Below are 22,977 nucleotides of genomic sequence, written 5' to 3' on the forward strand. Positions count from 1 at the left end.
GTGCGTTGCAGCGTGAGATGCAGGCGACACGTATCACTACCGCGATCGACGCGACGACGTTCGACAAGCCTGTTTTGTCATTTCAGCCGCGCCGAACAATGGCCGGACGACCCGCCACTACACTCGGTTCTCCCGTTAGTCGAAAAGGTCACTCCATCATGTCGCATCCTCGATCCATTCTCGTCCTTGGCGCCGGTGAACTCGGCATGGCCATGTTGCGCAGCCTCGCGCGCCGTACCGCCGGCATGCCCGGCGTCTCGCTCGCCGCGCTGTTGCGTCCCGCCGCGCTCGAATCGACCGACCCGGCGAAACGCCGCGACGTCGACGAACTGCGTTCGCTGTCCATCGAACTGGTGCCCGGCGATCTCGCCGCGCAGTCAGAGGACGAACTGGCTGGGCAGTTCCGACGCTTCGATACCGTGATTTCCTGCACCGGCTTCGTCGGCGGCAAGGGCGTGCAGCTCAAGCTCGCACGGGCGGCGCTCGCGGCCGGCGTCGAACGGTATTTTCCGTGGCAGTTCGGCGTCGATTACGACGTGATCGGCCGGGGCAGCGCGCAGGACCTGTTCGACGAACAGCTCGACGTGCGTGCTTTGTTGCGCGCGCAACAACGCACGGAATGGGTGATCGTGTCGACCGGCATGTTCACGAGCTTTCTGTTCGAGCCGTCGTTCGGCGTGGTGAACCGCGAACGCGATACGGTCCATGCGCTCGGCAGTTGGGACAACGCGGTCACCGTCACCACCGCCGACGACATCGGCATGCTCACCACGGAGATCGTTTTCGCGGCGCCGCGCATCGCGAATGAGATCGTCTATGTGGCGGGCGATACGGTGACCTATCGCCAGCTCGCCGATGCGCTCGATGCGTGGCGCGGCGTGCCGGTGCAGCGCGCCGAATGGAGCGTGCCGTATTTGCGCGACGAACTCGCGGCGCAGCCTGACGATTCGCTGCGTAAATACCGCGTCGTGTTCGCCGAGGGCGCGGGCGTGTCGTGGGAGCCGGCGCGGACTTTTAACGCGCAGCGAGGCATCGCGGTGTGTGGGATGACGCAATGGATGCGCGAGAACCTGCCGGTGGTGGATGGCGTAACCGTGTAACCGTGTAACCGCGCTAAAGGCGAACGCAACCGCAACCGCAACCGCGTTAAAAAACCCTCGCCGTCCCCGGCGCGGCCCGTCCCAGCAGGGTTTCCGGCCGCGCCACCCCCTCCCGCGGCTCCCTCCCGCACCCCCGCGAAATCGCATCACGGCGGCATCCACCCCGGCAGCGTGTAAACTGCTGACTTTTTTGAATCCGGTGGTATGTTGCAAGCCCCCCAGCGCACAGCTCTCAGCGGCCCGGCGCTCATCCGCCTGCTCGCTCGCGTGGCGGATGTCGATGTCCCCGAATCCCGGCAAACGCTCTCGGACCGGCTTAGCCAATGGCTCGGCTGGACCGACGCCATTGCACTGTCGTCGGTGCTGAACGGCGCGCCGCCGGCAGTGCCCGCGGGCGCGCGGGCGGCGCGGCCGTTCGGTCGCGCGGAAGAGGAGGAATGCGCGCGCGTGCGGATCTCGCTGGCGCAGTCGGTGGCCGGCGACAGCGTGCTGGGCGGCGCGCGGCGCCGTGGGACTGGGGCCGCGTCCGGGCCCGCACAGTCGCGCGCGCCGCTTCATGTGCAAAGCCCGATGTCGCTGCAAGCGTCGTTGCAAGCCGCGCCGGCGGAGCCGCCGCCCGATTACGCGATGTTCAGGCAACGCTACCTCGCGTTGCAGCAGTCGATGGAAACCGCCGTCGGCACGCTGCGCGTGCGGCTGCGCGGCCTGCTGGCCGCCCGCACGCCCGAGTTCGCGCGGCTCGCGGTGGTCGATGCGGTGATGGAGCGCGCGCTGGCCGAGCGCGAGCGTGGTCTGCTGGGCGCGGTGCCCGGCCTGCTGGCCACGCATTTCGAGCGCCTGCGCGCGGCGGAAAAGGCGGCGCTGGCCGGCTCCGCCGCTTCGGACGATGCCGCGGCGGTCACGCCCGGCGCCTGGCTGGACGTGTTCCGCAAGGACATGCAAAGCGTGTTGCTTGCCGAACTGGACGTTCGTTTTCAACCGGTCGAAGGGTTGCTCGCGGCTCTTCGCACCTGCTAACTGGGACACTATGTCCAGATATCGTATTGACCTCGTTGTGTTTCTGGCGGGCCTCGCCGCCGTGTGCTGGATCGCCGCGGGCTACCTCGGCTCGAATCCGCTGGCGCTGGCCGTCACGCTGTTGATCGCCGTCTGCTACGTGGCGGGCGCGCTCGAACTGCATCGCTACAACCAGGCGACTGCCTCGCTGACGGGCGCGGTCGCCGGACTGTCGGGACCGCCGGCCAGCTTCGGCGGCTGGCTCGAGTCCTTGCATCCGAGCCTGCGCAACGCGGTGCGGTTGCGGGTCGAAGGCGAGCGCGTGGCGCTGCCCGGCCCGGCGCTCGCGCCGTACCTGGTCGGCCTGCTGGTGCTGCTGGGCATGCTCGGCACCTTGCTCGGCATGGTCGCGACCCTGCGCGGCACCGGCATGGCGCTCGAAAGCTCGACCGATCTCGAAGCGATCCGCGCTTCGCTGGCCGCGCCGGTGAAGGGGCTGGGCTTCGCGTTCGGCACCTCGATCGCGGGTGTGTCCACTTCCGCGATGCTCGGACTGCTGGCTGCGCTGAGCCGTCGCGAGCGTCTGCAGGCCGCGCAACAGCTCGACGTGAAGATCGCGACGACGCTGCGGATTTTTTCGCAGGCCCATCAACGCGACGAGAGTTTCCGTCTGCTGCAGCGCCAGGCCGATGTGATGCCGACGCTGGTCGAGCGTCTGCAGTCGATGATGTCGGCGATCGAGCAGCAGAGTCTTGCATTGAACGAGCGGCAGCTCGCGAGTCAGGACGCGTTTCATGGCCGCACCGAGGCCGCGTACACGCGCCTCGCCGGCTCCGTCGAACAGTCGTTGAAGCAGAGTGTGGCCGACAGCACGCGCGCGGCCGGCGCCGCGCTGCAACCGGTAATGGAAGCGACCCTGGCGGGTCTCGCGCGCGAAACCGCCGCGTTGCACGAGAGCGTGTCGCAAGCGGTGCAGCGGCAACTGGACGGGCTGTCGAGCGGGTTTGCCGCGACGAGCGCGAACGTGAGCGGCATCTGGAATGATGCATTGGCCGGGCAGCAGCGTTCGAGCGAGGCACTGACCGAACACGTGCGGACCTCGCTGGATCGTTTCGCCGACAGCTTCGAGCAGCGTTCGGCCGGGCTGCTGGACGGCGTGTCTGCGCGGCTCGATGCAGCCACGCAGGGCGTGTCGCAAGCATGGAACGATGCGTTGGCGCGCCAGGAGCGCGCCGGCGAAACCCTGGCGGACAGCAACCGGCAGGCGCTGGTCACGGCGGCGGCGAGCTTCGAGCAACATTCGGCGGCGCTGCTGGCGAGCGTCGGCGAGTCGCACGCGAATCTGCAGACGACACTCGGTGCACGCGACGAGCAGCGCCTTGCCGCCTGGACCGAAGCGCTGGGTGCGATGGCGGTGGCGTTGAACGAGAAGTTCGAGCGCGTGGGCGAGCAGGCGGCGGCGCGTCAGCAGGCAATCTGCGCGACGTTGGAGCAGACCGCGCGCGACGTCTCCGCGCAAACGCAAACGCATGCGAATGCAACGATCGCCGAAATCGGCCGTCTCGTGGATGCCGCCGCCGAAGCGCCGAAGGCCGCTGCGAATCTGCGTGCCGAATTGGCCGAGCAGGATGAAAAGCGACTTACGGCATGGACCGAGCAATTGGGCGCGATCGCTGCGACGCTGAGCGAGAAATTCGAGCAGGTCGGTGAGTTGGCGGCATCGCGTCAGCAGGCAATCTGCGCGACGTTGGAGCAAACCGCGCGCGACATCTCCGCGCAAACGCAAACGCATGCGAATGCAACGATCGCCGAAATCGGCCGTCTCGTGGATGCCGCCGCCGAAGCGCCGAAGGCGGCTGCGAATCTGCGTGCCGAACTGGCCGAGCAGGACGAAAAGCGACTCACCGCATGGACCGCGCAACTGAGTGCGATCGCCGCCACGCTGAGCGATAAATTCGAACAGGCCGGCGAACGCACGGCAACGCGTCAGCAGGCAATCTGCGCGACGTTGGAGCAGACCGCGCGCGACGTCTCCGCGCAAACGCAAACGCATGCGAGTGCAACTATCGCCGAAATCGAGCGGCTGGTGCTGGCTGCGTCCGAAGCACCGAAGGCGGCTGCCGAGGTCGTCGCCGAATTGCGGCAGAAGCTCTCCGACAGCATGGTCCGCGATACCGCGATGCTGGACGAGCGTGCCCGTCTGCTGGAGACGCTCGAAACGCTGCTCGATGCGGTCAATCACGCCTCCACCGAACAGCGCACGGCGGTCGACGCGCTCGTCGCCACGTCGGCGGACTTGCTGGAACGCGTCGGCACGCGTTTCACGGACAAGGTCGAACTGGAAACCGGCAAGCTCGGCGAGATCGCCGCGCAGGTCACGGGCAGCGCGGTCGAGGTAGCGAGCCTCGGCGAAGCGTTTGGCGCGGCCGTGCAGGTGTTCGGCGAGTCGAACGACAAGCTGGTCGCGCATCTCGAACGGATCGAAACCGCGCTCGACAAGTCGCTCGCGCGCAGCGACGAACAACTGGCCTACTACGTCGCGCAGGCGCGTGAAGTCGTCGATCTCAGCGTGATGTCGCAGAAGCAGATCGTCGAAGATCTGCAGCAGCTTGCCGGGCGGCGCGCGTCAGCCGGAGCCGAGTCCGCATGAGCGAGGAAATCGACGGCGGCGTGGAGACCGTCGCGCCGATCTGGCCGGTGTTCGGCGATTTGATGTCGGTGCTGCTGGGGGCGTTCGTGCTGATCCTGGTCGGCGTGATCGGCGTGCAGCTAGAGCTGTCGACGCGGCTCGCGCAGGAGGTCAAGCAGCGTCAGGCGGAAACGCAGCGGCGCAAGACGCTCGAACAGGCGCTGGCGGGTCCGCTCGCGGCGGGGCGCGTGACGCTGGTCAACGGGCGTATCGGCATTAGCGGCAACGTGTTGTTCGCGCTGAATTCGGATCAGTTGCAGCCCGAGGGGCGCGAGGTATTGAAGAGTCTGGCCGGGCCGCTGACCGCTTATCTGCATGCGCGCGACGAGATTCTGATGGTGAGCGGCTTTACCGACGACCGTCAGGTGCGCGAGGCGAATCGCCGATTCGCGGACAACTGGGAACTGTCGGCGCAGCGCGCGCTGACCGTGACGCGCGCGCTGATCGACGATGGCGTGCCGGCGTCGTCGGTCTTCGCGGCGGCGTTCGGCTCGCAACAGCCGGTCAGTTCGAATGCGGACGATCAGGGGCGGGCGAAGAACCGGCGGGTGGAAATCGCGCCGGTGCCGGGGAAAGCGCGTGAATAACGACGGGATGGGTGTGGGCGGCGGGAGCGAGCAGGGCGACGGAAGCGCAGCGTTCGACGCAGTCGGCGCGACGCTCGACGCGTGGCGCAGGCAGGGTGCCGATCGTCACGACCCGATCCGCTTCCATTTCATCGACGCGTTGGCGCGTCGCGCACGGGTCCATGGCGGCGCCACGCGGCGCGTGCTCGATGCGAAACTTGCCACATTGGTCGATGCGTATGCGGTCAGTCTTGCGAAGGCCGAAGCCGAAGCCGAGGCCAAAACCGAAACGGCCAGCTCGACTACGCCTTCGGCAACCGGTGAACCCACACCCAGCGCGTTGACCGCATTGACCACGCTCCTCGCCAGCCACTTCCCCGCCGAAGGCGAGCACCGCGTCACCGCACACGGCTTGCCGACCGCCGCGTCTTATCCGGAACTGCCGGCGCTCGATCACTTTCGCGACATCTGGTCGAAGGTTCGAACCGAGAAACAACTGCGTCAGTCGTTCGAACAGGTGCCCGGCAACGCGGGGCCGCTCAATTCGAACAGCCTCGTGCATCGTGCGCTTTCGTTGATGCGCGAATTGTCGCCGGGTTATCTGAAGCAATTCATGACTTATGTCGATGCCTTGTCGTGGATGGAGCAGATGAACGCCACGCCTGCTCCCACCACGGTCAGTCGAAATCGAACACATCGAAAATAGAGCGCTTTTTCCGGTAGCCACTGCGCTCCTGGCCGCGATGACCGTCGTATGGGCGATGTCTGTCGTGGTCGCGGCTGTGATCCCGATGGTCGCGATCGTCCCGATGGTCGCGATCGTCACGCTCATGACGGTAATCACGGTTGTCGCGGTACTCCCGGCTATCGCGCGCCACTGCATTCGCACCCGCACCTGCATTCACGCTCGCGCTCGCAACGCCATCGTCATGGTCCTGCGCGATCAGCTTGTCGAGTTCGCCCCGGTCTAGCCAGACACCGCGGCAGTCCGGGCAGTAATCGATCTCGACGGAGCGGCGCTCGGCCATCAACAGATCGGTGGTTTTGCAGACGGGGCATTTCATGATGTCGCTCCTCAAAAGTATCAAGTCAACCAACGCTCACGTTTAAGCATTCGCCGCGCGCTTCGATTTCGCGCGGCGGACCAGCATGTTCATCGCCTCGACGAACGCGGAGAACGCCATGGCCGCGTAGATGTAGGCCTTCGGCACATGCGAGCCGAAACCCTCGGCGATCAGCGTCATCCCGATCACCAGCAGGAAGCTCAGCGCGAGCATCACGATGGTCGGATTGCGGTCGATAAAGCGCGACAGCGGTTGCGCGGCGAACAGCATCACCGTGACGGCGACGATCACCGCGATGAACATGATCGGCATGTGATCGGTCATGCCGACCGCGGTGATGATGCTGTCCACCGAGAACACGATATCGAGCACCAGGATCTGGCCGATCGCGGCCGCGGCGGTCAACTGAATCGTCTTGCCTGCCTTGCTGCCGACCGTCTCCACCTGCGTGACGTGATGACGGATTTCGCTGGTCGCCTTCCACACGAGAAACAGGCCGCCGCCGAGCAGAATCAGGTCGCGCCACGAAAACGCGTGACCGAACAGCGAAAACGCGGGCGCGGTCAACTGCGCGATCCACGCCACCGTGCCGAGCAGCGCGAGCCGCAGGCCGAGCGCCAGCGAGATGCCGATGCGTTGCGTCCGGGCGCGCTGCGCCTCGGGCAGCTTGTTGCTGACGATCGAGATGAAGATCAGGTTGTCGATGCCGAGCACGATCTCCATCACGACCAGCGTGAGAAGCGCGGCCCAGACGGCGGGATCGGAGAAAAGCGTGAGCAGGGTGTCCATGGGTGCGGGATCGGTCTGAAAAGAATGCGTGGAACGTTGCGATGGAGCTATCTTCGTCGTTTCAAGGATTCGGATAAATCAGCGATAATCTGACGGACATATCGGTTTTTTCGATGTATCCGAGAAACATCCGCGCAACATCTGCGCAACATCCGCGCAACGTTCCCGAGGCGATCACGTCATGCTCAACTTCCGCCATCTCTACTATTTCTGGATCGTCGTGAAGGAGGGTGGCTTCGCGCGCGCGGCCGAACACCTCGACATGGCAGTGCAGACCATCAGCGCACAGGTCCGCGAGCTGGAAAAATCGATCGGCCGGCAACTGCTGAAACCGGCGGGTCGCGGCGTCACCATGACCGAGGCCGGCGAAGCCGCGTTCAATCGCGCGGAGCAGATTTTTCAGCTAGGCGAGGCGCTGCTCGACGAGATGCGCGAAGGCGGCGAGGGCGTCGCGCGGCTGGCAGTGGGCCTGTCCGATGGCATTTCGAAGCTCGCGGCGCATGCGCTGCTCGCGCCGGTGCTCGGTACGCCGTCGCTCAGGCTGCTGTGCCACGAGGGCGAGCATTCGGAACTGCTGTCGGAACTGGCGCTGCATCGGCTCGATCTCGTGCTGGCCTGTCAGCCCGCGCCGCATAACGCCGATCTGCGGGTGTTCAGCCAGCGAATCGCCGGTTCGCCGGTCGATTGGTACGGGCCCACGGAGATCGTCCGCAAATCCGCGCGCGCGGGCTTTCCGCAGTGCCTCGCGGAGGTGCCCGTGCTGTTGCCCACGCGTCATGCCGCGCTGCGGGCGCGGCTCGATCGCTGGTTCGAAACGGCGGGCATCCGCCCGCGTATCGTCGGCGAGTTCGAGGACAGCGCGCTGATGGCGGTGTTCGCGGCGCGCGGGCTCGGCGTGTTTCCACTCGCGGAACTCGGCGCGGAAGATCTGACGCTGCTGCGCGGCCTGCGCTGGCTCGGCCGCGCGGAAGGCGTGATCGAGGAAATTCACGCGATCCGTTCGCGGCGCGGGCAGCATCACGCGTTGGCGTCCCAGGTGCTGGCCGCCGTGCGTTCGTAGGCGCGCAGCAGCGCGCCGCGACGCCCCGGAAGCGGGCCTGAAAGCGAGCTCGCGCTCGGCCCCCACGCATTGAGGATCGCGGCGAGCAGCGCAATTTCGCCGTCCGCCAGATAGTCGTCGGCGATCGTCACGGCGATACACAAGCGGATCACCTTGGCGCGCAGCGCGGGGTCGTCGATTTCGGCGATCAGCTTGGTGAGCATCGCTTCGTCGATAGGACTCACGGTCGGCGCGGGCGACGCCTGCGCCATCGCGTGGTCTTCGCACATCGCCTGCACGATCTGCGCGAATTGCGCCGGCGCGAGGCCGAGCTGGCCGGCGATGTCGAGTTTATCCAGCACGCGTTCTTCGGAACTGCACACGTGGCCGTCGGCGGTCAGCGCGAGCGCGACGATACGGGCGGCGGCTTGAGGACTGTTGCGCGGGTAGCTTCGCATGATCGAGGTTCCTTTCGCGGACCGTGTCCGCAGTGATGATGGACCTCAGTGTGCGCGACGCGCTGCATCGGATAAATCTGCTAATGACGAAGCGATGGTTCGTAAAAAACGAAGTGTCGAACTGATGCGCCCATGCTGCGGCATACTTCGACGCGCATCGAAACGTGCGCTATCAAATAGCGCTATGCTCGAACGAATCCCCGGGAGACCGCCATGCATGCCCAACCGAATCTGTCCGCCACCGCCTTTCTGATCGCCGACGCCGCTCGCGCCGCCATGCTGATGGCGCTGGTGGACGGCCGCGCGCTGCCGGCGGGCGAACTTGCGTATGCGGCGGGCGTGACGGCCCAGACGGCGAGCAGCCATCTGGCAAAACTGCTCGACGGCGGGTTGATCGCGGTCGAGAAGCAGGGCCGTCATCGCTATTACCGGCTCGCCGATCCGCATGTGGCGGTGGCGCTGGAAAGCCTGGCGTCGATCGGCACGCAACGCGCGGTGCGGCGCAAACCGCTGGGTCGTGAGGCCGGGCAACTGCGTTTTGCGCGGTGCTGCTACGACCATCTCGCGGGCCAGGCCGGCGTGGCGATTACCCAGCATCTGCTGGAACGCGGGTTGATTGCGGCGGCAGCGGACAAGCGCTTCGAGGTCACGCCGGATGGGCGCGCATGGTTCGCGGGTCTTGGGCTGGATGTCGGCGCGGTCAAGGCGGGGCGCTACGGGATTGCGCGGCAGTGCCTCGACTGGTCGGAGCGGCAGCATCATCTGGCGGGGCCGCTTGGCGTCGTGTTCCTCGATCTGCTGTGCGCGAAAGGATGGTTGCGGCGCGCCGCGTCGTCGCGAGCAGTGCAGATCACACCGGCGGGGTGGGTGGGGTTGCGCGAGCATCTCGGCGTGACGCCGGAGTCGATCGAGCGTTGCACGGAGACCGGAGCCGATGCGCTGGTGGCGTGACCTGGGCGGCATCACAGGACGCATCGCACGCCCTCCGACCCACACAACGGCGGCGACCGTGTCACCACGCCAATCGCCGCCCGGCACACCATCACTTCACGCCGTTGCAATGCGCGCGCATCAGTTCGCGCCGCGTTGAATCGCCTCGCCGAGTTCGGCATTGGAATAGGCCTTGCCGCCGATTCCCCACGCGCCGTCCACCGCGAAGGTCACGTTGACGAATGTGCGCTCGCGCGGATGCGAGCCCGCCTTGTGCCGGTCGACGATATCCGTGACCTCGCTGACGAACGCCTGCTTGACCTCGGCGTTCGGAAACGTCGCCGACGGCACCTTGACCTCGATGACCGCCAGCGATTGCGCCTTGCCGCCGACATAAGTCTTCGACTCGTCGCTCACGACCAGGTGGCCGATCACGTTCGGCGCCATGAAACGGTTATCGGTAAGGCCGTGAACGCGCAGCAGCGCGTCCGCGACGAGCGGGAGTACGTCGCGTTCTCCTTGTTGACTGAGTAGACCCTGAGTGACGTTGACGGTAATCGGCATGGCTGCAAACTCCTTGATCGGATATCGAAGGGATGAATCGACGCATGGATGCGTCGAAGCAGAGCTATTGCACAGGCGTCACGCTCGTTATATAACGGTCGTGATGTCGCGATATTTTCATAACGATCGTGATGTCGTCAAGCACAAAATAGCGATCGTTATGTGGAGGGCGTTCAGATGGCACATCGGGCAGGTCGGAAGGAAGAGAGCAAGGCAAGAATTCTGGACAGCGCGGGCCGGGGATTTCGCAGCCGGGGCTTCGGCGGGTCGGGCGTCGACGGGCTGGCGAAGGATGCGTCGGTGACCTCGGGCGCGTTCTACGCGCATTTCAAATCGAAAGCGGCGGCCTTTCAGGCGGCTGTCGTGGCGGGGCTCCACGATCTGCGGCGCGGCGTCGATCACACGCGGGCGGAAATGGGCGGCCGCTGGCGCGAATGGTTCATCGACTTTTATCTGGGCGATCGGCGTACCTGCGATCTCGCGGAAAGCTGCGCGCTGCAGAGTCTGTCGAGCGAAGTCGCGCGCGCCGACGACGACACCCGCGAAGCGTATGAAAAGGAGCTGGCCGCGATCATCGAATCGGTGGCGGCGGGGCTGGAAGGCAAACCGAAGGCGCGGCGCGAGGAAGCGACGGCCTTGCTCGCGATGCTGGTGGGTGGCGTGACGCTGTCGCGCGCGGTGAAGGACCCGGCCGTGGGCGAGGAGATCGCGGCGGCGGTGCGCAAGGCGGCGTTGCAGTTGGGCGCGCATGAGAGCAAGGGCGATCGCAAGGCGTGAGCGCAGCGACCGCGGCTGCGGCCAATGGCCGCTTTCGTGGCGCCGTTCAGCGAAGCGGGCGTATAGTCGCTGCCGCCGCCGGGCCGAACCAGGCCTTCAACCCCGACTTTCACCCCACGCCCAAGGAAGCCATCCCATGTCAGACCGCGAGATCATCGTTCCCGAATCGATGCGGCCGATCGTCGAACGCGCCGGCTATGCGCCCGCCGTCAAGGTCGGCACCACGGTGTATTGCGCGGGACAAGTGGGCCGCACGCCCCAGCTCGATGTGATCGAGGATCCCGAGGCGCAGTTCGTCGCGTGCTGGGAGAACCTGCGTGAACTGCTCGCGGCGGCGGGCTGCACCTTCGACGACATCGTCGACATGACAACCTATCACGTGCAGATGAGCCGTCACATGGCGGTTTTCCGCGAGGTCAAGAACCGCGTGTTTCCGCGCGGGCATTGCGCGTGGACCGTCATCGGCGTGTCGGAACTCGCGCATCCCGGCTTGCTGGTCGAGATCAAGTGCGTGGCGGTCCAGCGGGGCGGCTGACTCAGCTCGCCTGCATGCCGAGACGCATCGCCGTGCGCATGAAGGTCAGCGTCGCTTCGTCGGTCCACGAACCGAGCATCAACCCCGGCTCGGTCTGCAGCGCCTCGCGAAATCGCGCGTGCGTCGCGGGATCGTCGCCGGCATAGCTTCTGAAGAGGTCGAGCCAGCGTCGCGCGAGTGCCTGCGCCTGCGGCGATTCGGGCGTCGCGCCGGCGTCGAGCGCGTCGTGCACGTCGGCCATCAGTTGCGGCCATTCCATCGCGCGCTTGCCGTAGTTCGCACGCAGAAAGCGGATCTCGTCGGGCGTCAGATATTTTTCGTAGATGAGGATCTTCGTTTCGCTGAATGCGCGCAGTACGTAGTCGCGCAACCGGGTCGAAATGCCGAGATGTGCCTGCATCGACGGTTCGTTGTCGTGCATCACGTTCAGCTTCGCGACGAGGCGTGGATCGCCGCCGGTGTCGCGCGTGAGCAGGGTCATCCAGCGATCGGCCAGCGTGCGCGCCGCCGCGCTCTCCGGCGGCGTGCCGCTGTCCATCAGCGCGCGGACCTCGGCGATCAGCGCGGTCCATTCCGGGTCCGGCGCCTGGGTGTTGCGGTACATCGGCAGGCGCGCGAGTTCGTCGGCGGAAAAATATTTGTCGTACATGGTCATCATCTCCAACGTGGTAAGCCAGTCGCTCAGATCCGGTTCCTCGCCGTCGAGCAGCACGCCGTGCAGACTCGTCAACCGCTCGCGCAAACGCGCCGCCTGATGGATCTGGCCGTCGAGCATGGCGATCTGCCGTTCGACGATCGCGACGAGCGGCGTGTCCGGTTGCGCCAGATGGGTCTGGATCTCGGCGAGCGCGAGGCCGAAACGACGCAGCGCCTGGATCTGGTGAAGGCGGGCGACGTCGTGACGGTCGTACAGCCGGTAGCCGTTGTCGGCACGCGCCGAAGGCGTCAGCAGCCCGATGGCGTCGTAGTGGTGCAGCGTGCGGACGGTGAGTCCGCTGCGTCTGGCCAGTTCTCCGACTTTCAGCAGCATGCGAGCCTCCGGTTAGCGTTCACGATGGAGGTTAGAACCTTACGCTACGTGAGGGTCAAGCGAAATGCCCACTTTGTAGTTGTCTTGCTAACCAATCTGCGCTTTAATGTCGCCATGTTCGATCACTGCCTTTACTTCAACTCATCGGCACTCGCGCGGCTCACCGAGCGCGAGTGGACCGCCGCGTATGCGCCGTTCGGGCTCACCCCGGCGCAGGGTTTCGTGTTGCGCGTGGTGTTGGCGTCGCCCGGTTCGTTGAGCAGCGAGGTGGCGAGTTTGCTGGGCATTGCGCGTCCCACGGCCACGCGGCTGATCGACAACCTGTGCGACAAGGAACTGGTCGAACGCCGTCAGGGCGAGGCGGACGGCAGGGAATGGGGCGTCTATCCGACCCGCGCGGGCAAGGCGCTGGAGCGGCCCATCAACGAGGCCAGCGGGCAGATTGCCCGCACCCTGCGCGCGAAGATCGGGCCGGACTTATTCGAATCGACAGTGTCGGGCATGCATAACGTGAGAAAAGCCCTGTCGTGACCGACGGGCTTTTTTTAATGCCAGATAGTTGTCATGCTAATCAAAGGGGAGCTGAAATGAGAAATGGCGCGGTACATCATGCCGTGGCGACGGAATCGGCGCGGCAGCCGGCGCGTTCGCCGGCATGGATTTCGGAGCGCGGGCTGCGCTGGGCATTGGGCGCGACGATCTGGATCGTCGCGATCGGCTTGATCGTCGTGGCGGCGCTTTACGCGCCGGACAGCACACGCGCCAACACGCGCCGGTGCCTCGAACAGGTCGCGAACGAAGAACACACGAGTCTCGATGCGTTCTTCCAGAATCCCGCACAGCAGGATGCGCTCGCGCAGGCGATGACGGTGTGCGCCCGTTGAGCGCGAGCGCACACCGCGCGCTCAACGTCGCCTAGTCGTTGCTGTGCAGATTCGTGTTGAGCCCACCCCAGCGCGACGCGTCGGTCGGCAGCACTTCGACCGCGCCGGACTGGCTGTTGCGCCGGAACAGCAAGCCGTTCCGGCCGGACAACTGGCGGGCCGGCACAACCGTGCCGTCCGGCAGTTTCACCTTGGTGCCCGCCGTCACATACAGCCCCGCTTCGACGATGCATTCGTCGCCGAGTGAAATGCCGATGCCCGCATTCGCGCCCAGCAGACTGCGTTCGCCGATCGCATTACGGCTCTTGCCGCCGCCCGACAGCGTGCCCATGATCGACGAGCCCGCGCCGACGTCTGAGTTCTTGCCGACCGTCACGCCCGGCGTCACGCGGCCCTCGACCATCGATTCGCCAAGCGTGCCCGCGTTGAAGTTGACGAAGCCTTCGTGCATGACCGTGGTGCCCGCCGCCAGATGCGCGCCGAGCCGCACGCGGTCGGCGTCCGCGACGCGTACGCCTTCGGGCACCACGTAGTCGGTCATACGCGGAAACTTGTCGACCGAGGTCACCGTGAGATGGTGATACTCGGCCGCGACGCGTTCGCGCAGATCGTCGACGCGGCCCGGCAGCACCGGCCCCGCCGATGTCCACGCGACGTTGGCCAGCAGCCCGAAAATGCCGTCGAGATTGATCTCGTTGGGTTTGACGCTGCGCTCCGAGAGCAGATGCAGGCGCAGCCAGGCGTCCTCGGTCGAGGCGGGCGGCGTGTCCAGCGAGTCGATCGTGATCTCGACGAGGTCGCCCGCGACGAGGCCGACTTTCTCGGCGAGGCAGGCGCGCTTTCTGCCCGAGCCCGACGCGGGGAACCAGACGTCGAGCGTCTTGCCGGTTTCGGTATCGCGGTACCGGTGGCCGGTTCGTTGAATAGCCATCGAAAAATCCTTTTGCTTGATCTTGCGTGAAAGTGACGATTGGACTGGTCGGTTCAGGCCGGGCGCGCGGACGATTGCGCGCCGCAGGCGGTTCGGGGAATCATAGCGTCAGCGGCCGCATCAGAGGGTAAACACCCACGACATTCCCACGCCGCCGAAAGCAGGTAGAAGGCGTTGCTTTTTTATACTCCGGGCAAGCGCTGCACCAGACGATCCGCCGCTAGCGGACGCATGCCCCGCCCAGGTCCCAAGGAGACAGCTTTTCATGCCACCGTTCGCCCGCTTCCTGGCGCTCGCCTCGAGCGCCTGCGCGATGCTGCTCTGGATGCCCCATGCGCAGGCGGAAAAGCTGACGCTGATGACGGGTGGCGCCGCCAAGATCGTCTACCTGCCGGTCACGCTGGCTCAACGCCTCGGCTACTTTCGCGACGAGGGTCTCGACGTCGAGATCCTGTCGGAGCCGGCCGGCGTCGACACCGCGACCGAACTGATCGCCGGCGCGGTGCAAGGCGCCGTCGGTTTCTACGACCACACCATCGATCTGCAAAGCCGCGGCCTCGAAGTCGAGGCGGTCGTCGTGCTGGCGCGTTCGGCGGGACTGGTCGAACTCGCGTCGACAAAAGTGCCCGCGCCGATGCGCGACATGGCCGACGCGCACGGCCGGCGGCTCGGCGTCACCGGCTTCGGCGCCTCCACGGATTTTTTGAGCCGCTATCTGGCGCAACGCGCCGGGGTGCCCGCGAACGCCTACACCGTAGTGCCGCTCGGCGCCGACAACGGTTTCGCCGATGCGATGAAGAACGGCGCCGTCGATGCCGTGATGGTCGAGGAACCCGGCGCGTCGCGGCTGCTCGCCGCCGGCACGGCCCGCGTGATGGTCGATATGCGCAGCGTCGAGGGCACGCGGCTCGCGCTGGGCGGCCCGTATGCCAGCTCGTGCCTGTACGCGCAGCGCAAGTGGGTGGCCGCGCATCCGGACGAAACCCGCCGGCTGGTGCGCGCGATGGTGCGCTCGCTCGACTTCATCGCCACGCACGACGCCGGCCAGATCATGGCGACGCTGCCGCGCGACTACGTCGGCGCGAACGAGGCGCTGTATCGCGATGCGTTGAGCGCGACGCTGCCGGCCTTCTCGCGCGACGGCCGGATGCCCGACGGCGCGCCGCAAACCGTATTGAACGCGCTGGCCGCGGTGAATCCCGCGATCGTGCCGCGTCATGTCGAATTGACACGGACGTATACGAACCGCTTCGCCGACGAAGTGGCCGCCGTCATGGTCCACTGAAGGCGCACCGAAGGCGCACCGAGCGACGCCTCGATTCGATCGCACGAAAAAGCGCGACCACACGAAATAACACGACAGCACGACAGCACCACCTCACACGAGCACAAGCACGAGCACGGAGACGATCCATGAAGGCCATACGCATCGAGCAATACGGCGGACCCGAAGTACTACGCCGCGTCGACATCGACATTCCGTCGCCGGGGCCGGGCGAGGTGCTGGTCCGCGTCGCGTGCGCCGGCATCAATTTCATGGACGTGCACACGCGCCAGGGCAAATACCGCGAGTCGCGCACTTATCCGGTCCGTCTGCCGTGCACGCTCGGCATGGAAGGCGCGGGCGAGGTGGTCGAAACCGGCGCGGGCGTCGACTCGTGCCGGCCCGGCGACCGCGTCGCGTGGTGCATTTCGTGGGGCGCTTATGCCGACTACGCGGTGGTCCCGGCGGCGCGCGTCGCGCGCATTCCGGACGCGACCGGTTTCGAACTGGCCGCCGCCGCGATCTTTCAAGGCTCGACCGCGCACTATCTGCTCGAAGACGTCGCGCGGCTCGGCGCGGGCAGCACCTGCCTCGTGCATGCGGCCTCGGGCGGCATCGGCCAGTTGCTGGTGCAGCTCGCGAAGCGTCGCGGCGTGACGGTCTACGCGACCACCAGCAACGCGGAGAAAGCCGAGGTCGCGCGTGCGCACGGCGCGGACCATGTGATGCTGTACGAGGACGGCCGTTTCGCCGACCGCGTGCGCGAGTTGACCGACGGTCGCGGCGTCGACGTCGTGTTCGACGCGGTGGGCCGCACGACATTGCGCGACAGCTTCCGCGCGACCCGCACGCGCGGGCTGGTGGTGAACTACGGCTCGGTGTCCGGCTCGCTGAACGATCTCGATCCTATCGAACTGGGCGAGGCGGGTTCGCTGTTCCTGACCCGTCCGCGCCTTGCCGATCATCTGGCGGACGGCGCGACGGTGCAGCGCCGCGCTGACGAAATTTTCGCCGCCTTGCAGGACGGCACGCTGAAAGTCGAGATCAGCGGCCGCTACACGTTCGACGACGTCGAAGCGGCGCATGAAGCGCTCGAAGCGCGCCGTCAGTTGGGCAAAGCCGTGATGACGATCGGCTGAGCCACTTCTTTCCCCTGATTCAGGAAGCCGGAACCGGCGGCCATGCGGGCCGTGGGGGACGTGTTTGCCTTTCACCACCGAGGTCACGATGACATCACCCTCCACGCTCAACGCAACGGCGCCCGCCGATGCGTCCGCCACGCCGCGCGAATCGCGCGTCAAGGCGGTGCTGCGCGTCACCAGCGGCAACTTCCTCGAAATGTACGACTTCACCGTGTACGGATATTACGCGGCGGCGATCGCCGCGACGTTCTTCCCGACCGGCAACGAATTCGCGTCGCTGATGCTCGCGCTCTCCGTGTTCGGCGCGGGCTTCCTGATGCGGCCGATCGGCGCGCTGGTGCTGGGCGCGTACATCGACCATCACGGCCGCCGCAAGGGCCTGATCCTCTCGTTGACGCTGATGGCGATCGGCACCGCGTGCGTCGCGTTCGTGCCGAGCTATGCGGCGATCGGTCTGGTGGCGCCCGCCATCGTGCTGTTCGGCCGCCTGTTGCAGGGTTTCTCCGCCGGCGTCGAGCTGGGCGGCGTGTCCGTGTATCTGTCGGAGATCGCGACGAAGGGCAACAAGGGCTTCTACTGCTCCTGGCAGTCCGCGAGCCAGCAGGTGGCGGTGGTGTTCGCCGCGTCGCTCGGCGTCGCGCTGAACCGCCTCGTGCCCGCCGCCGACATGAACGCATGGGGCTGGCGCATTCCGTTCGTGGTCGGCTGCATGATCGTGCCGTTCCTCTTCTACGTGCGCCGTTCGCTGCAGGAGACCGAGGAATTCGCCGCGCGCCGTCATCGTCCGGGCATGGGCGAAATCGCCCGCTCGATGGTGCAGAACGCGCGTTTGATTCTCGCCGGCATGGGCCTCGTGATCATGACGACCGCGTCGTTCTATCTGATCACCGCGTACACGCCGACCTTCGGCAAGGTCGTGCTGAAGCTGTCGTCGTTCGACGCGTTGCTGGTGACGGTCTGCGTCGGCGTGTCGAATTTCATCTGGCTGCCGATCGCGGGCGCGGTGTCCGACCGCATCGGCCGCCGTCCGGTGCTGCTCGCCTGCACCGCGCTGGCGATTCTCACCGCCTACCCGGTGATGAACTGGATGGTCGCGCAACCGTCGTTCGGCCGCCTGTTGATGGTCGAGCTCTGGCTGTCGGTGCTGTACGCGTGGTACAACGGCGCGATGGTCGTCGCGCTGACCGAACTGATGCCGGCCAACGTGCGCACCACGGGTTTCTCGATGGCGTACAGCCTCGCGACCGTGGTCGGCGGCTTTACCCCGGCAATCTCCACGTGGCTGATTCATACTACCGGCGATAAGGCCTCGCCGGGCGCGTGGATGTCGTTCGCCGCCGTCTGCGGCGTGGCCGCGACGCTGATCCTGTATCGCTCCGCACCGGCCCGGGAGCAGTACAAGACGGCATGAACGCTTCAGGTTTGGGGATGGAAGGAATGAGGTTACTGCTCGTAGAGGACAACGACCAGCTCGCGCATTGGCTCGCGCGTATTCTGCGCGACGACGGCTTCATGCTCGACCGTGTCAGCGACGGCGAAGCCGCCGAAAGCGCGCTGCGCGCGGTCCCCTACGACGTGGTGCTGCTCGATCTGAACCTGCCGCAACTGTCGGGCAAGAGCGTACTGCGCCGCATGCGTGCGCGCGGCGACGAGACGCCGGTGCTGATCCTCACGGCCACCGGCGCCGTCGACGAAAAAGTGGTGTGTCTCGGCGCGGGCGCGGACGACTACATCGTCAAGCCGTTCGACGCGCGCGAACTGGTCGCGCGCGTGAAGGTGCTGGCGCGGCGCCAGGCGCCGTCGCGCTCGAACAAACTCAAGTGCGGCAATCTCACGTACGACATGGATCGCTGCCAGTTCGCGGTGGACGGCGAACCGTTGCCGCTCACGCCGCGCGAACACGCGGTGCTCGAAGCGCTGATCCTGCGCGCCAAGAAAACTGTCGCGAAGACCATGCTGGCCGACTCGCTCAGCAAGGGCGACGCGATGACCAGCGAGGACGCGATCGAAATCTACGTGTCGCGCCTGCGCAAGAAGCTCGAGAAAAGCACCGCCACCATCATTACGCTGCGCGGCCTCGGCTATCTGCTGGAAGACGGCGCCGATGACGAATAGCCTGCGGCTCAGACTGCTGCTGTGGCTGCTGCTGCCGATGACCGTCTACGTGATCGCCGCCGGGCTGATCGCGCGCGACAACGCCGAGCGCACCGCGCGGCTGTTGCAGGACGAGGCGCTGTTGTCGTCCGCGCGCGTGATGGCGGGCGACATCGAGTGGAAGAACGGTTATCTGCACGCGGAAATTTCGCCGAGCGCGATCGAGATTCTGAGTTCGCCGGCCGGCGATCGCGTGTATTTCAGCATCCGCGAAGTGGGCGGCGCGACGATCGCGGGCACCTCCGACTTTCCGCAACGCGTGCCCGACGAATCGCCGCTCTGGTATGACGCGGCGGTCAGCGGTCACCCGATCCGCGCGGTGTCGCTGATCCGGCCGATGTACGACGCGGGCGCGGTCAAACAGGTGGTGGTCTCGGTGGGGCGCACGCTGTTGCAACGCGATGCCACCGCCGCCGCGTTGTGGCAGCCGCAGATGCTGCATTTCGCCGGTATCGTCGCGATCGCGGTCGTGCTGGTGTGCGTCGGCCTCACTTTCGAACTGCGGCCGCTGATGCGCCTCGCCAACGATATGCTTGCGCGCGCACCGAACGCCTCGCTGCGGGTGCGCGCCGATCCGCTGCGCAACGAGTTGCGGCCGATCGTCAGCGCGTTCAATCAGTGTCTCGACATCATCGAACGCAAGACCGCGATGCAGCGGCGCTTCATCGCGGATGCCGCGCATCAGTTGCGCACGCCGCTGACGCTGCTCGGTACGCAGTTGCAATATGCGCGCCGCCAGGACGATCTCGCGCAGATCAAGGAGACCTTGCTGGCGATGCATCGCAGCAATCATTCGCTGGTCGCGTTGACCAATCAGCTGCTCTTGCTCGCGCAGGCGGAAGCCGCGGATTACGCCGATTTTCAGGGCGTGCCGGTCGATCTGCGTGCGGTCGCGACCGCCACCATCGAACAGCTCGCCTTGCTCGCGCAACGGCGCGGCGTCGAGTTGTCGGCGCGCCTGGACGAAGGCGCCGAGGTGATGGGCAACGAGCCCTTGCTGTCGGTGCTGTTGTTCAATCTGCTCGATAACGCGATCCGGTACACGCCTTCGGGCGGCCATGTCGCGCTCGATCTCGCCGCGCACGAAGGCCGCTGGCGCGTGACCATCGCGGACGAAGGGCCGGGCATCGAAGCGGTGTTGCGCGAACGCGTGTTCGAGCCGTTTTTCCGCGCGTCCGGTGAGGAAGGCAGCGGGCTGGGGCTGGCCATCGTGCGCGAAATCGCACGCGCGCATCTCGCGGAAATCGTGCTGGAAGACGGCGTGGAAGGGCGAGGTGGGCGAGGTTTGAGGGTCTCGGTGATCTTTCCGGTCGTAGCGGCGACGGGCAAATGATTGCGATGCGCCAATCCACGCAAGCGTGTGCGTATCCTGACGACACAACTGGCGGCTACACATTTACTACCTCGTGATCCGGTGAATCGGTTGTGATGGAGCTGTCCGTGCATCGGCGCGGACAGCTCCATCACCGAGACGAGGTAAGCGTATGTTTCCTTCCGTCAGCAGTTCCCATGTCCATCCCGGGTCCGCGCATTTACCGCCGGCATCTCACCAACCCGAAGCGCCGCGTCCATCCGCGCCGGTTTCGATCCACCTGTCTATCGAGAACAGTCACGCGCATGCCGGCGAGGCGACGCTTCATCTTGCTCTGCCGGCCAGTTACGTTGCTCTGCCGAGCGGCAAATTGCAGCCGGACTTCGTCCATCCCGGCCTGCAGATCGACGAAAAAGGGCGCCGCTTCATCAGCGACGGCGAACACATGTACGCGATCCGTTTCGATCGCGATCATCGGACCGAGCGTGTCTATCAACCGGATAATCCGGCGAAACCGGGCATCCCTGTCCGGTTGAACGAAGCAGGCCGTTACGTGCTGCATGGCGAAGTCGGGTTGAGAGGCGGCTCGCCCGGGCGGGACCTGGCACGCAGGCTCGACGCTGCGCAGCAGAACCTTAACCGCGCACTGACGGCAAAGCGCGACGCGCAGGGGGAAATGACGGCGATCAATGCGGAAATCCGGTACGCCGGGAATCCCGACGCTGGTTTGCGGCAAAGACGGCAGGACGTGCAACGCAGGCTGGACGACGCCAAAATGACCATCGCAATCGAAGATGGGCGTATCGAAGGCGTGGCACGCGAAGTTCAGATGCTCCGGCAGTCGTTCGAGGCGCAAGTGACAGACAAACGAAGACATCGCGAGGACGGCCGGCAACTCGAACAGACGACGCAGCGCGAGATCGACACGCTTCAGACCACGATGAACAGGAGCGACCATCCGACCGCGAACATGAGGGACGATCTGCGAAAGCTCCATGACGATCTTCGCCGGATACAGAATGCAAACCACGAGCTGGATCGGCAAATAGAGAATCTGCATCGCGATCTGGCCGACATCCCCCACTTCTAGTCGTCACGACATCTAGACGAGGTCAATGTATGTTTCCTTCCGTCAGCAGTTCCCATGTCCATCCCGGGTCCGTGCATGTGCCGCCGGAATTTCACCCGTCCGAACCGCCCCGTCCATCGGCACCGATCTCGATTCATGTGTCGACGCAGGGAAGCCCCACGCACGTCGGCGACTCGACCCCTCAACTCCTCCTGCCTGCCGCGTATATCTCACGTCCCAGCGGCAAACTGCACCCGGATCTCGTGCATCCTGGCGTTCAGATAGACGAGAAAGGCCGGCGTTTCGTCAGCGACGGTAAAGCGACCTATGCGATCCGTTACGACCGCGACCATCGAACCGAACGTGTTTATCAACCGCATGATCCGGTCAAGCCAGGCATCGCTGTCCGGATTAACGTAAAGGGGGAATTACGACATCGCGGCGATCTTGGCCTCAAGGGTGGTTCGCCGTATCTATGGTTTCATAGCACGCTGGGTCTCCTGCAAGGAACGCGAGGCAGGCGCGTGGCCGAAGTGCAGCAAGCCGAGCGTAACCTGACGTCGCTCGACGCCGAGCTCCGGCAGCTTTCGCGAGCCGACGCGAATGTGCAATCGAGGCGAGATCACGCGCAACGACAACTGGAGGAGTCGCAGCGCGGGCTGGAGAGTATAGATCAGTCGATCGAAAGCTTACGGCGAGATATACGGCAATGCCAACAGCAAACGCAGAACGATCTGCGGCAACAGCAAACGCTGCGCGACGACGGAGCCCGTAAGGAGCGGAACATCGAGTTCGACATCAACTTTCTGCAGACGGCGATCAACGTGAACAGCCGGGCGACTGGCGAGCAGCAAAACACGCTGCATAGGCTGCGGAACGATCTTGGCCAGGTTCAAACCGAAAATCGCGCGTTGGACGATCGCATCCGCAACCTGAATCAGGAACTGGCCGACCTGGCCACGCTCTAGCGCGATCGACGCATGCCGTGAATGCCCCACCCGGCGTTCACGACGCCGCCTCCGACTCACTGGGAGCGTGTTCGGCCGCTGGCCGCCGGACCGCTCTCACTTTTCCGCTATCGCCCCCGCCGCAGAAAAACCTGCCGGCGCCGTCCGATTCCAGCCCCGACACGCCGACGCCTTCGGGCATCTCGACGCTCTTCAGCGTCTCGCCCGTCACGGGATCGATATGCAGCAGCGCGCTCGAATCGCCTTCCCAGGTGGCGTGCCACAACTCGCCGCCCACCCACGTCACGCCGGTCACGAAGCGGTTCGATTCGATCGTGCGCAGGATCGCGCCCGTTTGCGGATCGATCTGGTGGATCTTGCGCTCACGGTACTGGCCGACCCACAGCGCCCCTTCGCCCCACGCCATGCCCGAATCGGCGCCGGCGCCGCCCGGCGCGGGAAGTGTCGCGACCACCTGGCCGCTTTGCGGATCGATCTTCTGGATGCGGTCGCCCGCGATCTGATACAGGTGCTTGCCGTCGAACGCGGTGCCCGCGTGCGCCTCGACATCGATCGAACGCTGCGTGTCGCCGCTCGACGGATCGAGCGCGGTCAAGGTGTTGCCGGTGGCAAGCCACACGTGTTCGCCGTCGTACGTGACGCCGTTGACGCGTTCGATGCCCGGAAAGGGTCCGTATTCACGGAGGATGGTGGCGGCTGATCGTTTCATGCTGGCA

At 65.7% G+C, this 22,977-nt stretch carries 25 protein-coding genes; 18 read left to right on the plus strand and 7 right to left on the minus strand.

The features are described from left to right. Positions 1-158: 158 nt before the first annotated feature. From LFL96_RS30205 to LFL96_RS30225, 5 genes are all read left to right on the plus strand, one after another. Positions 159-1,100 (plus strand): aromatic alcohol reductase, encoded by a 942-nt coding sequence (locus LFL96_RS30205; protein ID WP_281001558.1) that lies wholly within the window; start codon positions 159-161, stop codon positions 1,098-1,100. Positions 1,101-1,304: 204 nt separating this feature from the next. After that, the gene (locus LFL96_RS30210; RefSeq protein ID WP_281001559.1) at positions 1,305-2,117 is read left to right on the plus strand and encodes a DUF3348 domain-containing protein; all 813 of its coding nucleotides are present in this window, start codon (positions 1,305-1,307) and stop codon (positions 2,115-2,117) included. A gap of 10 nt (positions 2,118-2,127) precedes the next feature. After that, entirely contained in the window at positions 2,128-4,746 is a 2,619-nt protein-coding gene (locus tag LFL96_RS30215) for a DUF802 domain-containing protein (RefSeq protein WP_281001560.1), read from the plus strand. Then, positions 4,743-5,372, plus strand: a complete 630-nt coding sequence (locus tag LFL96_RS30220) for an OmpA family protein (RefSeq protein ID WP_281001561.1) — start codon at positions 4,743-4,745, stop codon at positions 5,370-5,372. The genes LFL96_RS30215 and LFL96_RS30220 overlap by 4 nt, the downstream gene beginning before the upstream one ends. A 7-nt stretch (positions 5,373-5,379) precedes the next feature. Then, complete coding sequence (locus LFL96_RS30225; RefSeq protein ID WP_281003901.1) at positions 5,380-6,057, plus strand: DUF2894 domain-containing protein; 678 nt, start codon at positions 5,380-5,382, stop codon at positions 6,055-6,057. Here the strand turns inward: LFL96_RS30225 and LFL96_RS30230 are convergent. Both LFL96_RS30230 and LFL96_RS30235 read right to left on the minus strand, forming a co-directional pair. Beyond that, positions 6,029-6,415: a zf-TFIIB domain-containing protein gene (locus LFL96_RS30230; protein WP_281003902.1), complete on the minus strand. Its 387-nt coding sequence runs from the start codon at positions 6,413-6,415 to the stop codon at positions 6,029-6,031. The two genes, LFL96_RS30225 and LFL96_RS30230, sit on opposite strands and share 29 nt — an antisense overlap. Positions 6,416-6,457: 42 nt before the next feature. Further along, on the minus strand, positions 6,458-7,204 hold the full coding sequence (locus LFL96_RS30235; RefSeq protein WP_281001562.1) for a TerC family protein: 747 nt from the start codon (positions 7,202-7,204) through the stop codon (positions 6,458-6,460). Positions 7,205-7,385: 181 nt separating this feature from the next. On the opposite strand from LFL96_RS30235, the gene LFL96_RS30240 reads away from it, so the two are divergent. Then, positions 7,386-8,264 (plus strand): LysR family transcriptional regulator, encoded by an 879-nt coding sequence (locus LFL96_RS30240; protein ID WP_281001563.1) that lies wholly within the window; start codon positions 7,386-7,388, stop codon positions 8,262-8,264. Here LFL96_RS30240 and LFL96_RS30245 read toward each other — a convergent pair. Then, positions 8,222-8,701 carry a TerB family tellurite resistance protein gene (locus LFL96_RS30245; protein WP_281001564.1) on the minus strand — a complete coding sequence of 160 codons (480 nt, stop codon included), beginning with the start codon at positions 8,699-8,701 and terminating at the stop codon, positions 8,222-8,224. The genes LFL96_RS30240 and LFL96_RS30245 overlap by 43 nt on opposite strands. Positions 8,702-8,914: 213 nt before the next feature. On the opposite strand from LFL96_RS30245, the gene LFL96_RS30250 reads away from it, so the two are divergent. Then, entirely contained in the window at positions 8,915-9,652 is a 738-nt protein-coding gene (locus LFL96_RS30250) for a helix-turn-helix domain-containing protein (protein ID WP_281001565.1), read from the plus strand. Positions 9,653-9,772: 120 nt separating this feature from the next. Here the strand turns inward: LFL96_RS30250 and LFL96_RS30255 are convergent, their stop codons facing one another. Then, entirely contained in the window at positions 9,773-10,195 is a 423-nt protein-coding gene (locus LFL96_RS30255; RefSeq protein WP_281001566.1) for a 4-oxalocrotonate tautomerase, read from the minus strand. A 177-nt stretch (positions 10,196-10,372) separates the two neighbouring features. Between LFL96_RS30255 and LFL96_RS30260 the strand changes: the two genes are divergently transcribed. Together LFL96_RS30260 and LFL96_RS30265 are read left to right on the plus strand one after the other, a co-directional pair. After that, positions 10,373-10,972, plus strand: coding sequence for a TetR/AcrR family transcriptional regulator (locus LFL96_RS30260; protein ID WP_281001567.1), 600 nt, complete (start codon positions 10,373-10,375; stop codon positions 10,970-10,972). 136 nt (positions 10,973-11,108) lie between these two features. Continuing rightward, positions 11,109-11,507, plus strand: a complete 399-nt coding sequence (locus tag LFL96_RS30265) for a RidA family protein (protein ID WP_281001568.1) — start codon at positions 11,109-11,111, stop codon at positions 11,505-11,507. A gap of 1 nt (position 11,508) precedes the next feature. On the opposite strand, the gene LFL96_RS30270 is transcribed toward LFL96_RS30265, so the two are convergent. Next, a complete protein-coding gene (locus LFL96_RS30270; protein WP_281001569.1) occupies positions 11,509-12,537 on the minus strand; it encodes a MerR family transcriptional regulator in 1,029 nt (342 codons plus the stop codon). Between the two features lie 114 nt (positions 12,538-12,651). On the opposite strand from LFL96_RS30270, the gene LFL96_RS30275 reads away from it, so the two are divergent. Together LFL96_RS30275 and LFL96_RS30280 are read left to right on the plus strand one after the other, a co-directional pair. Next, on the plus strand, positions 12,652-13,068 hold the full coding sequence (locus LFL96_RS30275; protein ID WP_281003903.1) for a MarR family winged helix-turn-helix transcriptional regulator: 417 nt from the start codon (positions 12,652-12,654) through the stop codon (positions 13,066-13,068). Positions 13,069-13,124: 56 nt separating this feature from the next. Then, positions 13,125-13,421: a hypothetical protein gene (locus tag LFL96_RS30280; RefSeq protein WP_281001570.1), complete on the plus strand. Its 297-nt coding sequence runs from the start codon at positions 13,125-13,127 to the stop codon at positions 13,419-13,421. Between the two features lie 31 nt (positions 13,422-13,452). On the opposite strand, the gene LFL96_RS30285 is transcribed toward LFL96_RS30280, so the two are convergent. Then, on the minus strand, positions 13,453-14,352 hold the full coding sequence (locus LFL96_RS30285; protein ID WP_281001571.1) for a DapH/DapD/GlmU-related protein: 900 nt from the start codon (positions 14,350-14,352) through the stop codon (positions 13,453-13,455). 265 nt (positions 14,353-14,617) lie between these two features. On the opposite strand from LFL96_RS30285, the gene LFL96_RS30290 reads away from it, so the two are divergent. The 7 genes from LFL96_RS30290 (at position 14,618) to LFL96_RS30320 (ending at position 22,261) form a co-directional block, all read left to right on the plus strand. Beyond that, a complete protein-coding gene (locus LFL96_RS30290) occupies positions 14,618-15,637 on the plus strand; it encodes an ABC transporter substrate-binding protein (RefSeq protein ID WP_281001572.1) in 1,020 nt (339 codons plus the stop codon). 128 nt (positions 15,638-15,765) lie between these two features. Beyond that, a complete protein-coding gene (locus tag LFL96_RS30295) occupies positions 15,766-16,755 on the plus strand; it encodes a quinone oxidoreductase (protein ID WP_281001573.1) in 990 nt (329 codons plus the stop codon). An 88-nt stretch (positions 16,756-16,843) separates the two neighbouring features. Further along, a complete protein-coding gene (locus tag LFL96_RS30300) occupies positions 16,844-18,169 on the plus strand; it encodes an MFS transporter (RefSeq protein ID WP_281001574.1) in 1,326 nt (441 codons plus the stop codon). 26 nt (positions 18,170-18,195) lie between these two features. Next, entirely contained in the window at positions 18,196-18,873 is a 678-nt protein-coding gene (locus tag LFL96_RS30305; RefSeq protein ID WP_281001575.1) for a response regulator transcription factor, read from the plus strand. Further along, the gene (locus tag LFL96_RS30310) at positions 18,863-20,245 is read left to right on the plus strand and encodes a sensor histidine kinase (protein WP_281001576.1); all 1,383 of its coding nucleotides are present in this window, start codon (positions 18,863-18,865) and stop codon (positions 20,243-20,245) included. Before LFL96_RS30305 ends, LFL96_RS30310 begins: the two co-directional genes overlap by 11 nt. A 151-nt stretch (positions 20,246-20,396) precedes the next feature. Next, complete coding sequence (locus LFL96_RS30315) at positions 20,397-21,314, plus strand: hypothetical protein (protein WP_281001577.1); 918 nt, start codon at positions 20,397-20,399, stop codon at positions 21,312-21,314. 29 nt (positions 21,315-21,343) lie between these two features. Further along, a complete protein-coding gene (locus LFL96_RS30320; RefSeq protein ID WP_281001578.1) occupies positions 21,344-22,261 on the plus strand; it encodes a hypothetical protein in 918 nt (305 codons plus the stop codon). 37 nt (positions 22,262-22,298) lie between these two features. On the opposite strand, the gene LFL96_RS30325 is transcribed toward LFL96_RS30320, so the two are convergent. Further along, positions 22,299-22,970, minus strand: a complete 672-nt coding sequence (locus LFL96_RS30325) for a DUF5074 domain-containing protein (RefSeq protein ID WP_281001579.1) — start codon at positions 22,968-22,970, stop codon at positions 22,299-22,301. Positions 22,971-22,977 lie beyond the last annotated feature (7 nt).

The sequence above is a fragment of the Paraburkholderia sp. D15 genome (genome assembly GCF_029910215.1).
Classification (GTDB): Bacteria; Pseudomonadota; Gammaproteobacteria; order Burkholderiales; family Burkholderiaceae; genus Paraburkholderia.